This window comes from Pseudomonas libanensis (assembly GCF_001439685.1).
GTDB classification, from domain to species: Bacteria; Pseudomonadota; Gammaproteobacteria; order Pseudomonadales; family Pseudomonadaceae; genus Aquipseudomonas; species Aquipseudomonas libanensis.
The window spans coordinates 1-12,598 of record NZ_JYLH01000015.1 but is presented as its reverse complement, the minus strand read 5'-3'; the positions used below and the strand labels follow the sequence as shown (position 1 = coordinate 12,598).

General features: G+C 57.9%; 14 protein-coding genes. 5 read left to right on the top strand and 9 right to left on the bottom strand.

All coding sequences use genetic code 11. From position 1 onward, the window contains the following. Window positions 1–52 precede the first annotated feature (52 nt). Window positions 53–748, top strand: coding sequence for a lipoate--protein ligase family protein (locus tag TU73_RS21525; protein ID WP_057013908.1), 696 nt, complete (start codon window positions 53–55; stop codon window positions 746–748). On the opposite strand, the gene crp is transcribed toward TU73_RS21525, so the two are convergent. Then, the gene (gene crp, locus TU73_RS21520) at window positions 745–1,389 is read right to left on the bottom strand and encodes a cAMP-activated global transcriptional regulator CRP (RefSeq protein ID WP_057013907.1); all 645 of its coding nucleotides are present in this window, start codon (window positions 1,387–1,389) and stop codon (window positions 745–747) included. The genes TU73_RS21525 and crp overlap by 4 nt on opposite strands. Before the next feature lie 246 nt (window positions 1,390–1,635). Between crp and TU73_RS21515 the strand changes: the two genes are divergently transcribed. Continuing rightward, window positions 1,636–2,058 (top strand): OsmC family protein, encoded by a 423-nt coding sequence (locus TU73_RS21515; RefSeq protein ID WP_003194686.1) that lies wholly within the window; start codon window positions 1,636–1,638, stop codon window positions 2,056–2,058. A 70-nt stretch (window positions 2,059–2,128) separates the two neighbouring features. Here TU73_RS21515 and coq7 read toward each other — a convergent pair whose 3' ends face one another. The 6 genes from coq7 to hemJ form a co-directional block, all read right to left on the bottom strand. Further along, window positions 2,129–2,776, bottom strand: coding sequence for a 2-polyprenyl-3-methyl-6-methoxy-1,4-benzoquinone monooxygenase (coq7, locus tag TU73_RS21510; RefSeq protein WP_056846879.1), 648 nt, complete (start codon window positions 2,774–2,776; stop codon window positions 2,129–2,131). An 84-nt stretch (window positions 2,777–2,860) separates the two neighbouring features. After that, window positions 2,861–3,199, bottom strand: a complete 339-nt coding sequence (locus tag TU73_RS21505) for a histidine triad nucleotide-binding protein (RefSeq protein ID WP_057013906.1) — start codon at window positions 3,197–3,199, stop codon at window positions 2,861–2,863. 46 nt (window positions 3,200–3,245) lie between these two features. Next, complete coding sequence (locus TU73_RS21500; protein WP_057013905.1) at window positions 3,246–4,034, bottom strand: SDR family NAD(P)-dependent oxidoreductase; 789 nt, start codon at window positions 4,032–4,034, stop codon at window positions 3,246–3,248. 62 nt (window positions 4,035–4,096) lie between these two features. Next, on the bottom strand, window positions 4,097–5,059 hold the full coding sequence (locus TU73_RS21495; protein ID WP_057013904.1) for a DUF805 domain-containing protein: 963 nt from the start codon (window positions 5,057–5,059) through the stop codon (window positions 4,097–4,099). A gap of 68 nt (window positions 5,060–5,127) precedes the next feature. Next, a complete protein-coding gene (locus TU73_RS21490) occupies window positions 5,128–6,090 on the bottom strand; it encodes an NAD(P)H-dependent flavin oxidoreductase (protein ID WP_057013903.1) in 963 nt (320 codons plus the stop codon). A gap of 24 nt (window positions 6,091–6,114) precedes the next feature. Then, window positions 6,115–6,543, bottom strand: a complete 429-nt coding sequence (gene hemJ / locus TU73_RS21485) for a protoporphyrinogen oxidase HemJ (protein ID WP_057013902.1) — start codon at window positions 6,541–6,543, stop codon at window positions 6,115–6,117. A 134-nt stretch (window positions 6,544–6,677) separates the two neighbouring features. Here hemJ and argC point away from each other — a divergent pair, with 134 nt between their 5' ends. Next, window positions 6,678–7,712 carry an N-acetyl-gamma-glutamyl-phosphate reductase gene (gene argC, locus TU73_RS21480; protein WP_057013901.1) on the top strand — a complete coding sequence of 345 codons (1,035 nt, stop codon included), beginning with the start codon at window positions 6,678–6,680 and terminating at the stop codon, window positions 7,710–7,712. A 164-nt stretch (window positions 7,713–7,876) separates the two neighbouring features. Further along, on the top strand, window positions 7,877–8,227 hold the full coding sequence (erpA, locus tag TU73_RS21475) for an iron-sulfur cluster insertion protein ErpA (RefSeq protein WP_003176443.1): 351 nt from the start codon (window positions 7,877–7,879) through the stop codon (window positions 8,225–8,227). A 69-nt stretch (window positions 8,228–8,296) separates the two neighbouring features. Here erpA and TU73_RS21470 read toward each other — a convergent pair whose 3' ends face one another. Beyond that, the gene (locus TU73_RS21470) at window positions 8,297–9,388 is read right to left on the bottom strand and encodes an anhydro-N-acetylmuramic acid kinase (RefSeq protein WP_057013900.1); all 1,092 of its coding nucleotides are present in this window, start codon (window positions 9,386–9,388) and stop codon (window positions 8,297–8,299) included. 3 nt (window positions 9,389–9,391) lie between these two features. Further along, the gene (locus TU73_RS21465; RefSeq protein WP_057013899.1) at window positions 9,392–10,804 is read right to left on the bottom strand and encodes a peptidoglycan DD-metalloendopeptidase family protein; all 1,413 of its coding nucleotides are present in this window, start codon (window positions 10,802–10,804) and stop codon (window positions 9,392–9,394) included. A 209-nt stretch (window positions 10,805–11,013) separates the two neighbouring features. Here TU73_RS21465 and tyrS point away from each other — a divergent pair, with 209 nt between their 5' ends. Beyond that, window positions 11,014–12,213: a tyrosine--tRNA ligase gene (tyrS, locus tag TU73_RS21460; protein ID WP_057013898.1), complete on the top strand. Its 1,200-nt coding sequence runs from the start codon at window positions 11,014–11,016 to the stop codon at window positions 12,211–12,213. Window positions 12,214–12,598 lie beyond the last annotated feature (385 nt).

Here is a 12,598-nt window from a genome sequence, read left to right as displayed (position 1 = left end):
CAAGCCCCCTTCCACATTGGGTCTTGTGTTTAATCTCAAAGCTAGGTGTTCGATGACTCAGCCCGTGATCATGACTGTCGAAGCGGGCCTTGCCGCCGAGCAGCAGCTGTTGGCAGCCGTTGGCGCGGGCGAGCAGGACTTCGGGCTGTTGTTCTGGCAGCCCAGCGATCAGGCGTTGGTCATGCCGCGCCGGTTGAGTCGGCTGCCGGCATTTGCGGTGGCCAGCCAAGTCTCGGCGGATGCCGGTTGGCCGGTATTGCTGCGCGAAACTGGGGGTGAACCCGTGCCGCAGTCCGCTGCCACGGTCAATATCGCCTTGGTGTATGCACCGCCGCGCAGCGAAGGTGACCAGGGCCGCATCGAAACCGGTTACCAGCGCTTGTGCCAGCCGATCTGTGATTTTCTGCTTGAGTTGGGCGGCGATGCCTCCGTCGGCGAAATCGACGGGGCTTTTTGCGATGGTCGGTACAACGTCAATCTCAATGGCCGCAAGATGGTCGGTACCGCCCAGCGTTGGCGCCAAAGTGGCGGTCGCCCGGTGGGCTTGATCCACGGCGCCTTGTTGCTGGATAACGATCGTGAAGAATTGATCGACGCGGTCAACCGTTTCAATCAAGCCTGTGGCCTGGAACAGCGGGTGCGTGCCGAGAGCCATATCGCCCTGCACGAAGCGTTTCCCGCACCGGATGCGATCAGTCGGCTCGACACGTTGTACCGTCAGATGCTGGCCAGCTTCCTGCCGGGTTAGCGGGTGCCGAATACCACCATCGTCTTGCCTTTGACATGTACCAGGTTGCGTTCTTCCAGGTCCTTGAGCACACGGCCGACCATTTCCCGTGAACAGCCGACAATACGCCCGATCTCCTGGCGCGTGACCTTGATCTGCATGCCGTCGGGATGGGTCATGGCGTCGGGCTGTTTGCACAACTCCAGCAGGCAGCGCGCTACACGACCGGTGACATCGAAGAACGCCAGGTCGCCGACCTTGCGCGTGGTATCACGCAGGCGTTGGGCGATCTGACCGCTGAGGGCATACCAGATATCCGGATCATGCTGGGCCAGTTCGCGAAATTTCGCATAGCTGATCTCGGCGACTTCGCACTCAACCTTGGTGCGCACCCAAGCACTGCGCTCCTGTTCCTTGCCCGCCTGCTCAAACAATCCCAACTCCCCGAAAAAATCTCCGGTGTTCAGGTACGCGATGATCATTTCGCGGCCGTCTTCATCCTCGATCAGGATGGTGACCGAGCCCTTGATAATGAAAAACAGGGTTTCTGAGCGCTCGCCGGCGCAGATGATGTTGTGCTTGGCCGGATGACGTCGGCGCTGGCAATGCATCAACAGCTTGTCGAGGTTCTTGATCTTGGGTGTGGGAGTAAGAGCAACCATGGTTGTTTCCCGAAAGACTGCGCGGTGTGGTTGGCGTTGTTTTTATCCAGCGGCCTCAATATTGATACGCACTGTAAAAATCATGGCAATGCGCCATTGATTTGGCGCCAGCTTACCAGACACATTCTGCCTCGATTAGCGAAATTGCTTGGCAAACGCTGTCATTTATCAAATTCAGGCAGAGCGCTGCGGTTTTGAGGCCCTGTGCTAAGCTGGCGACCCTTTTTTAGCAGTGGAGTCTGGGCGATGAAGGCACGCATCCAATGGGCGGGCGAAGCCATGTTCCTCGGTGAGTCGGGTAGCGGTCATGTGGTGGTCATGGACGGCCCGCCGGAAGCCGGTGGTCGTAACCTGGGGGTACGCCCGATGGAAATGTTGTTGCTGGGCGTTGGCGGCTGCAGCAATTTCGATGTGGTCAGCATCCTGAAGAAGTCGCGCCAGGCCGTGGAAAGCTGCGAAGCCTTCCTGGAAGCCGAGCGCGCCACTGAGGATCCCAAGGTATTTACCAAGATCCATATGCATTTCGTGGTCAAGGGCCGTGCGCTCAAGGAAGCCCAGGTCAAGCGTGCCATTGAGTTGTCCGCCGAGAAGTACTGCTCGGCGTCGATCATGCTGGGTGCCGCAGGCGTGGTCATCACTCATGATTACGAAATCATCGAGTTGGGCTGACTGCTGGAATCGCAGGCAAGAGAAAGGGCGCTTCGAGCGCCCTTTTTTCCGGTTTGAATTTGATGCACTTTTAGATTCTATAGGTGCTTTTGGTCATGACCTTGGCCATCAGGCTCATTCCGAACCTCACCGGTGCTGGAAAACGGAAGCCGCCGGCGTCTAGAGCGCTTTCTGCATGGTGTTCTTCATCGATGCGCATCTGCTCAAGAATCGCCCGGGACTTTTCGTCTTCGGCCGGCAGCTGCTCCAGATGTTCATCCAGGTGCTTGCAGACCTGATGTTCGGTCGCGGCGACAAATCCGAGGCTGACTTTGTCGCTGATCAACCCGGCGGCAGCGCCGATACCAAACGACAAGCCATAAAACAGTGGGTTCAGAACGCTGGGGTGGCTGCCTAACTGGCGGATACGCTGTTCGCACCAGGCCAGGTGGTCGATCTCTTCCTCGGCTGCATGCTCCATCGCTGCACGTACCTGCGGCAACTTGGCGGTCAGCGCCTGGCCTTGATACAGCGCCTGGGCACAAACTTCACCCGTATGGTTGATACGCATCAGGCCGGCGACGTGACGGGTGTCAGTTTCGCTCAGCTGCGCATCGGGCTGCACGATGGCGGGCGATGGGCGGTAGGGTTGACCGCTGAATGGCAGCAGTGTGCGCATGGCCATGTCGGCTTGCAGCAACAGACGGTCAATCGGCGAGTAGTGACGTTGGGTAGTCATGCTGACCTCCAGGAAGAATCTCGGCGGCCAGTTTACCGCAAGAGAGGGCGAAGCGTTTGCGCTGAGTCAATTCGACCCCGGCCCTCAGCCTGGCGGCCAGTTCATCTGACGCTGACCGAGCACATGCATATGGATGTGATAAACGGTCTGCCCGCCCAACTCATTGCAATTCATCACGATCCGAAAACCCTCTTCACAACCTAGCTCCAGGGCCAGGCGCTGGGCTGTAAACAGGATATGGCCGGCCAAGGCCTTATCATCTTCGGTCAGATCATTCAGGGTGCGGATGGGCTTTTTCGGAATAACCAGAAAATGTACCGGCGCCTGCGGGGCGATATCATGGAAGGCGAGAACTTGATCATCTTCGTAGATGATCTTCGCGGGTATTTCTCTGTTGATGATCTTGGTGAACAGAGTATCCAAAGCTGTTTCTCCACTATGAAAATACAGGGTGAATGTACCCAGGCGGTCAGCGCGGGCAATAGGCCTTGTTGATGGCGCCGGCAATCTTGCGGGTCAGCCAACGCGGACTGAGGCGCGGGCTGAATGCGAGCCAGCGGTTGCGGCGCCCGGGAATGATGATGGCTTTGTTCTTTTCCAGCGCGCGTACGGTGTAGAGCGCGACCTCTTCCGGGCTCATCAGTTGCTGGCTGCGGTCAAGTTTCGCCGTATCCATATGCGCGGTGCCGAAGAAGGCGGTGCGCGTAGGGCCTGGGCAAAGTACCGAAACCTTGATGCCACACGTCTTCAGCTCTTCGCGCAAGGCTTCTGAAAAGTGCAGTACATAGGCTTTGCTGGCGTAGTAGCTGCTCATCCAAGGGCCCGGTTGGAAGGCTGCCACTGAAGCAACGTTTAGAATCTGCCCGCCACCGTGCAGCGCCATGGCATTGCCGAGGGCATGGCACATGCGGGTCAGGGCCAGGATGTTGACTTCGATCAGGTCCTGCTCGGTCATCCAGTCCTGGGCCAGGAACGGCCCGCTGGTGCCAATGCCGGCGCAGTTGACCAAAAGATCAATCTGTCGCTCGCCCTCTTCAAGCTCCAGCAAAAAACCGGACAAACGCAGCGGCTCGCCCAGGTCGCAGGCACGAAACAGCACCTCGACGCCGAAGCGTTGGGTCAATTCCAATGCAATGCTTTCCAACTGATCACGCTGGCGGGCCACCAGAATCAAGCTGCGGCCGCGTCGAGCCAGGGCTTCGGCCAAAGCCAGGCCGATGCCGCTGGAGGCACCGGTGATCAGAGCGTAACGGGTCATGCCTTTCTCCATCGCAACGCCGCCGACCTGTGACAGTGGCGTCACAGGTGGCGGGCGTTTCTTCACTGTTCTGGAGAGTCTACAGGTTCGGCCGCGTCGTCAGCACTTTGCGCTGCGGCTTCATCCACAATGACGCTTTGATCGACGTCTTCATCGGAGGTGATGGAGCTGCTTTCGTAACTGCTGTCCATATTGGCTTCAAGTTGGTCCAGATAACCGTTCATGCCCAGGGTCAGGCCGATGATGAGCATCAATGGAATAAACGCCAGCCACAGCGAGGCCAGGATTTTCACCGCAGTAGAGTTCGGTGGTGGCGGTGCGCCGTATTGGTTGGCACCCGCGTTCCCCGGCAATACCAGCAACAGGATAGGGAAAACGCTATTAACCAGTGGGACCAGGTTCAGCAAGTACAACCAGCCAGACCAGCCCAGGTCGTGCAGGCGCTGCACACCGATTTGCACGCTCACCACGACGAGTCCAACAAATAGCGCGAAACCCAGCAGCGAGCCGAGAATGATGGCGATTGTTGGCGAGGCAGTCGCCACCGCGAAGCCGACGGTACTGATGATGCCAGCAGCCACCAGCATCGCGACGGTCAGTGCCAGCGTCCAGGCCAGGTACCGCAGGCGGCCGATGCGCCCGTTTATGGTGAATACCTTGAGGGTGGCGAACTCCGGCAAGTCATCGCCAACCGCAGCGCGTGGCGGGGCATAAGGTGAGGCTTCGGAGCGGGAAAAGGCGGAGCCAGGGGAGCTCGTCTCGTGGGTTTCGGCCAGGCTGAATGCTACGGGTTGTTCGGCTTCGATGCGTGCGTCGACCCCGGCGTTTTTCAATGCCGTCAGGTAGGTTTCGGCATCGGGGCGGGAAAGATCGCGTTTGAGCGCGACCGGGCGGCCGGTAAAGAGTTTTTCGATCGCCTCGACATCGCTCTTGAACAGCTCGGCGAGGTTCAGCTTGGCGGTGGTGCTTTCGACACCCGGGAGCAAGGCTCCGTCAAACACAATCTTGAAACGGCTGTCGCTCATGCGGGCATCCTTGTCACTTAATCAGGGAGGGTGTGCAGGCCCGTCCAATCGGCGGACCGTGCAGTGGGTCAGCGTGGCCAGCGCAGTTGCGCGGCATGCTCGCGTGCTTTGCGGTATTCGGCATCCAGGCGGGCGACGAGTTCATCGACGCTGGGTAAATCATCGATTTCACCGACGCCCTGACCGGCTGACCATACAGTTTTCCACGCTTTGGCCTCATCACTCAATGGTTTGAGTTTGGAGCCGAAATTGACTTCACCTTTGCCTTGCAGCGCGGCGAGGTCGAAACCGGCATTTTCCAGGCTCTGGCGCATAAAGCTCGCAGGTACGCCGGAGACTGCGGGAGTGTGCACGATGTCGGCAGCGCGCGATGTGAGCAGCATCTCTTTATAGGCATCCGGCGCGTGGCTTTCGGTAGTACCGATAAAGCGCGTGCCGAAATACGCCAAGTCGGCTCCCAGCAATTGGGCGGCGAGAATTTCGTGGCCATGGTTGAGGCAACCAGCCAGCAGCAGGGTTTTGTCGAAAAATTGGCGAATTTCGGCAATCAGCGAGAAGGGGCTCCAGGTGCCAGCATGGCCGCCGGCACCAGCGGCTACGGCGATCAGGCCATCGACGCCCGCCTCAGCGGCTTTCTCGGCATGGCGTCGGGTCGTGACGTCATGAAATACCAGGCCGCCGTAGCTGTGGACGGCATCTACCAATTCCTTCACCGCACCGAGGCTGGTAATGACGATGGGCACCTTGTGCTCCACACAGATCGCCAAATCGGCCTCCAGCCGTGGGTTGCTGTTATGCACGATCAGGTTCACGGCATAGGGCGCTGGGTTGTCCAACTGCGCCAGGCCAGCTTCGATTTCTTCCAGCCAAGCCTTGAAACCGCTGCTTTCGCGTTGGTTGAGCGCCGGGAAGCTCCCGACCACCCCGTTGCGGCAGCAGGCCAGGACCAGTTGCGGGTTGGAGATCAGAAACATCGGCGCAGCCACCACGGGCAGGCGCAGACGTTGTTCCAGCAAAGCGGGCAGCGACATTGGAGGTTCCCCGAGTAATTGAAGTTAGAACGGTTTGACCACGACCAAAATTACGATAGCCAGCAATATCAGAACCGGCACCTCATTGAACCAGCGATAAAAGACATGGCTGCGGGTGTTCTCGCCACGGGCGAAGCGTTTCACCTGCGCGCCGCACATATGGTGGTAGCCGATAAGTAGCACGACCAAGGTCAACTTGGCGTGGATCCAGGCTCCGGATTGGAAAATGCCGGGGTTGAGCGCCAGCATCCAGATGCCGAAGACCAGTGTGGCAACCATCGCCGGGCCCATGATGCCCCGGTACAGCTTGCGCTCCATGACGCTGAAGCGTTCTTTGCTGACGGTGTCGTCGCTTTGGGCATGGTAGACGAACAGGCGCGGCAGATAGAACAGCCCGGCAAACCAGCAGACGATGCTGACGATGTGGAAGGCTTTTATCCATAGATAGAGCATTTTAGTTATTCCCAGGTTCACGGTAGCCAAGATAGTAGTGGCTCATGCGCCCGTACGTCACGTTGACGGTTGTCGCAGGACGATGCGGCCCCTATTATCGACGCCTTTCCAGTGGGTTCGTTGAGGGCAGGTTTATGGTCAAGGTCGGTATCGTCGGCGGCACGGGTTACACCGGTGTCGAATTGCTGCGTCTGTTGGCCCAGCATCCGCAGGCTGAGGTGGTGGTCATTACTTCCCGATCCGAAGCTGGGCTGGCCGTGGCCGATATGTACCCGAACCTGCGAGGCCACTATGACGGCCTGGCGTTCAGCGTGCCGGATATCAAGACCCTGGGCGCCTGCGATGTGGTGTTCTTTGCCACGCCTCACGGTGTTGCCCATGCGTTGGCGGGTGAGTTGTTGGCGGCTGGTACAAAGGTCATCGACCTGTCGGCGGACTTCCGCCTGCAGGATGCTGATGAGTGGGCCAAGTGGTACGGCCAACCCCACGGTGCGCCGCAGTTGTTGGAAGAGGCGGTCTACGGCCTGCCGGAAGTCAATCGTGAGCAGATCAAGCAGGCACGCCTGATTGCGGTGCCGGGTTGCTATCCGACTGCGACGCAACTGGGCTTCCTGCCATTGCTGGAAGCTGGTTTGGCGGATGCTTCGCGACTGATCGCCGACTGCAAGTCGGGTGTCAGCGGGGCGGGACGTGGTGCGGCGGTAGGTTCTCTGTACTCTGAAACGTCGGAAAGCATGAAAGCCTATGCGGTAAAGGGGCATCGTCACCTGCCAGAAATCCGCCAGGGGCTGCGTCGCGCTGCCGGCAAGGACGTGGGCCTGACCTTCGTGCCACACCTGACGCCGATGATCCGTGGGATTCACTCCACGCTGTATGCGACCGTTACTGACCGCTCGGTAGACCTGCAGGCATTGTTTGAAAAACGTTATGCCAATGAGCCGTTCGTCGATGTAATGCCGGCGGGCAGCCATCCGGAAACCCGCAGTGTGCGTGGCGCCAATGTGTGCCGTATTGCAGTGCATCGCCCGCAGGATGGCGACCTGGTCGTGGTGCTGTCGGTGATCGACAACCTGGTCAAGGGCGCATCGGGCCAGGCGGTGCAGAACATGAACATCCTGTTCGGCCTGGATGAGAAGCTGGGCCTCTCCCATGCAGGCATGCTGCCTTAACGCTCATCGACCGTTACGCAAAGGCCCGCTGATCGGGCCTTTTGCGTTTTTAATGGCGGCTGTGCAGATTGATATACCGTAACAATAGTTGACCGCTTTTCTAGGAGAAGCGGATAATACCGGCCATTACGCATATGACGGCGCTACGCCGGGAGATTATCAGCATGAGCGTTGAGTCCTTCACCCCCACGGCTTTGCAATTTACCCACGGTGCTGCGCACAAGGTGAAGAGCCTGGTCGATGAAGAGGGTAATGATCGCTTGAAGCTGCGCGTATTCGTTACGGGCGGCGGTTGTTCAGGGTTTCAGTACGGTTTTACCTTCGATGAAGATGTGGCCGATGATGACACCATCGTCGAACGCGAGGGCGTCAGCCTTGTCGTGGACCCGATGAGTTTCCAGTACCTGGCAGGTGCCGAGGTGGATTACCAGGAAGGTCTGGAAGGCTCGCGTTTCGTGATCAAGAACCCAAATGCCACCACTACTTGTGGTTGCGGCTCTTCGTTCTCGATCTGATCGGTAGCCTCGTGCGCAAAAAAACGCCGCTTGGCTTGATTAGCCACGCGGCGTTTTGCTGTCTGGGATTCAGGCGGGGTAGATCGCGCCGAGTACCCGAAGCCCGCGAGCACCGGTGACGCTGGGACGGTTGGCGGCGACGCCTTCCAGGCAGCAATGTGCCAGCCAGGCGAAGGCCATGGCTTCGACCCAGTCGGGATCTACGCCGTAGATAGCTGTACTGCTGACGTGGGTGGTGGGCAACAGCGCTGTCAGTCGATCCATCAGTGTTTTGTTATGGGCGCCGCCGCCGCAGATCAGCAAGGTCTCTGTGGTTGGTTGTGCGCTTTGCAGGGACTCGACGATGGTGAAGGCCGTCAGTTCCAGTAACGTGGCCTGTACGTCCTGAGGTTCAAAGACAGGCAAGCGGGCAAGGTGCTCCTGCAGCCAGGCGAGGTTGAACACTTCGCGACCCGTACTTTTTGGGCCTTTGGTCAAGAAGAACGGGGCGCTGAGCAATGTGTTGAGTAGCCGGGGCTGGACCTTGCCGCTGGCAGCCCATTGCCCGTCGCGATCAAAGTGTTCGCCGCGCTGCAGGTGAATCCAGGCATCCAGCAGGACGTTGCCCGGGCCGCAGTCGAAGCCGGCGACAGGTTTGTTTGTCTCAATCAGGCTGAGGTTGCTGAACCCGCCAATATTCAACACAGCGCGGTTGCCCGTGTGTTCGCCGAACAAGGCTTCATGAAACGCAGGTACCAAGGGCGCACCCTGGCCGCCAGCGGCAACATCACGGCTGCGGAAGTCGCTGACTACGGTGATGTCAGTCAGCTCGGTGAGCAGGGCAGGGTTGCCGACCTGTACGGTAAAGCCTCGGGCGGGTTCATGGCGAATCGTCTGGCCATGACTGCCGATTGCACGAATGTCCTGAGGCTTCAAGTTGTGCTGATCCAGCAAGGCGTGGATGCCTTGGGCGGCCAGCGTGACCCACTGTTGCTGGGCAATAGCAGACCGGGCGATTTCATCTGGGCCGCTGGCGCACAGGCTCAATAGCTCAGTGCGCAATGTCTCGGGCATGGGAATGTAGCGGGTGGCGATCAGATTGATCGCCGTGCCTTGTTCAATGAGGGCGATATCCAGGCCGTCGAGGCTGGTCCCGGACATCACACCGATATAGAGCGGCATACCCTAACGCTTCGCCGAAGCCAGTAATGTGGAGCGCTCTTGATCCATTCGCGCCATCAGCGGCTGGCTCTGTTGCATGAAGCGTGCGCGTTCGGCCTTGGCGATCGGGTCGGCCATCGGCAGCTTCTGGCCCAAAGGGTCAACGTGTACGCCATTGACCTGGAACTCATAGTGCAAGTGCGGCCCTGTGGACAGGCCTGTAGTGCCAATGTAGCCGATTACTTGGCCCTGTTTCACGTTGCCGCCAGTCTTGACGCCCTTGGCAAACCCTTGCATGTGCCCATACAGCGTTCGGTAGGTATTGCCGTGCTGGATGATCACCGTATTGCCGTAACCGCCGCGACGTCCCGCCAACAACACTTTGCCGTCGCCAGCTGCCTTGATAGGCGTACCGCGCGGAGCGGCATAGTCGACGCCCTTATGCGCGCGGATTTTGTTCAGAATTGGATGCTTGCGACCCATGGAGAAACGCGAGCTAATACGGGCAAAGTCCACGGGGGTGCGGATGAAAGCCTTGCGCATGCTGTTGCCATCAGCCGTGTAATAGCTGCTATTGCCTTGTTTGTTCGTGTAGCGCACGGCGGTGTAGGTTTTGCCGCGGTTGGTGAAGCGTGCAGAGAGAATGTTGCCTGTGCCTACTACTTTGCCGTTGGCGACTTTCTGCTCGTAGATCACGTCGAATTCGTCACCCTGGCGGATGTCTTGGGCGAAGTCGATGTCGTAGCCGAATACGCTGGCCATGTCCATGGTCATGCTGTGCGAAAGGCCTGCGCGGGCGGCCGATTGCGACAGGGAGCTGTTGATCACGCCGTGTACGTAGGCTGAGCGCATGACCGGCTTGGTAGTGATGCGGTTGAAGGCAAAGCCTTTGGCGCCTTTGCTCAGGCTGATGCTTTCCAGGTCGCTGATGCTGGTGTGCAGGTTGTTCAACTGCCCGTCGGGCGTCAGTTCAAACTCAAGCTTTTGCCCGTGTTTGAGCTGGGTGAATTGCTTGGCTTGCTTATCGCTGGCCAACACCTCGGTGACGGTAGCGGCAGGCAGTCCGACCTTTTCGAATAGCGTTGATAACGTGTCACCTCTGCTGACGATGACCTCGCGATGCTGAGGGCTCTTGGCTGCGGCTACCGGAGGTTGGTCCCAGGTGGCTTGCTGGGTGTCTCCGGGAGTGCTTTCGATCTGTGCGAAAGGCGATTCGGTCGGGGGATTTGTGGCTTGTTGGGCGTCGGAAGCGTCTTGATCTTGTGTCAGTTGCTCAACAGGGCTTTCCAGGTCAAGGCTAAGGGATGTTCGTTTGGCTTCTACGTCACTGGAAGGGAATACCAGGAGTGCCAGGCTGAGAAGGGCGGCGATACCACTTGCGGCGAGCAGGTGGGTCTTCGGGTAAAGCGGCGGCGCTTTAGACGGTTCAGTGGTCATAGGTAATTTTGACTTTGAAGATGAAATGGAAAAGATGAATGACATGATGAAGATGAAATAACTGTATAAAATATAACCAAATCATCTGTGGCGCAAGCTCGCGAATGCTGGGCTCGCTGAATGGTGTCCGTGCGCAGGGCAAAACTTGTAATTAGTCCCTGATCTTGTATGGTTGGTTCCCTTTTGAATCTGAGCCTTGCGGGTCTGTTATGAAGTCGGTTGAAGAGCAGCTAGCGCTGATAAAACGTGGTGCGGACGAACTGTTGGTCGAGTCTGAGCTGATCGAAAAGCTCAAGCGCGGCCAGCCCCTGCGTATCAAGGCTGGCTTTGATCCGACCGCGCCGGATCTGCACCTAGGTCACACCGTGCTTATTAATAAGCTGCGTCAGTTCCAGGAGCTGGGTCATCAAGTCATCTTTCTTATAGGTGACTTCACCGGGATGATCGGTGATCCGAGCGGTAAGAGCGCAACGCGCCCGCCGCTGACTCGCGAGCAGGTACTCGATAATGCCGAGACCTATAAGACACAGGTGTTCAAGATCCTTGATCCAGCCAAAACCGAGGTGGCGTTCAACTCCACCTGGATGGACAAGATGGGGCCGGCAGATTTCATTCGCCTGACTTCCCAGTACACCGTGGCACGCATGCTTGAGCGCGATGACTTCGACAAGCGCTACTCCACCAATCAGCCAATCGCGATCCATGAGTTCCTTTACCCGCTTGTTCAGGGGTATGACTCGGTAGCGCTGCGTGCGGATGTTGAGCTGGGCGGCACCGATCAGAAGTTCAATCTGCTGATGGGTCGTGAGCTGCAGCGTGCGTATGGTCAGGAGGCTCAGTGCATTCTGACCATGCCGTTGCTTGAGGGGTTGGATGGCGTCAAGAAGATGTCCAAGTCCTTGGGCAACTATGTTGGCATTCAGGAAGCTCCGGGTGTGATGTACGGCAAGCTGGTTTCCATTCCGGATGCTTTGATGTGGCGTTACTTCGAACTGTTGAGCTTCCGCTCGATGGACGAAATTAACGCGCTGCGTGCGGATGTAGAGGCGGGTGCCAATCCTCGCGATGTGAAGATCAAGCTGGCAGAAGAGATTGTTGCGCGCTTCCATGGTGAGGAGGCTGCAGCCAGTGCTCACCGCGCTGCGGGTAATCGTATGAAGGATGGCGAGCTGCCTGACGATCTGCCGGAAATTGAGTTGACGGCTGTTGAGGCGATGCCGATTGCGGCTGTCCTTAATAAGGCGGGCCTGGTAAAGAACTCGGCGGTCGCTCGTGATCTCTTGGGGTCGGGCGGTGTGCGTATAGATGGTGAGGTAGTTGATCGCACCTTTATATACGAGCTGGGCGCTACCCATGTGTGCCAGGCAGGAAAGAAGGCATTTGCGCGCATTACGCTCAAATCCGAATAAGTCTGAAATTAGGTGTTGACGGCGAATTATATCTGTCTATAATTCGCCCCACTTCCGGCGCAGTCGAAACGGAAAACTCCTTGGTAAACAATGAGTTATGAAGTTTTCGGCAGCAAGTTGCTTCAGTTCACCGAAGCCCAGAGGAAGTTGAAAAAGAGGTGTTGACAGCAGCGTGTAACGCTGTAGAATTCGCCTCCCGCTGATGAGAGATCAGAAGCGCAAGTGGTTGAAGTTGTTGAAGAAATCTTCGAAAGCTTTTGAAAATAATCACTTGACAGCAAATGAGGCTGCTGTAGAATGCGCGCCTCGGTTGAGACGAAAGATCTTAACCAACCGCTCTTTAACAACTGAATCAAGCAATTCGTGTGGGTGCTTGTGGAGTCAG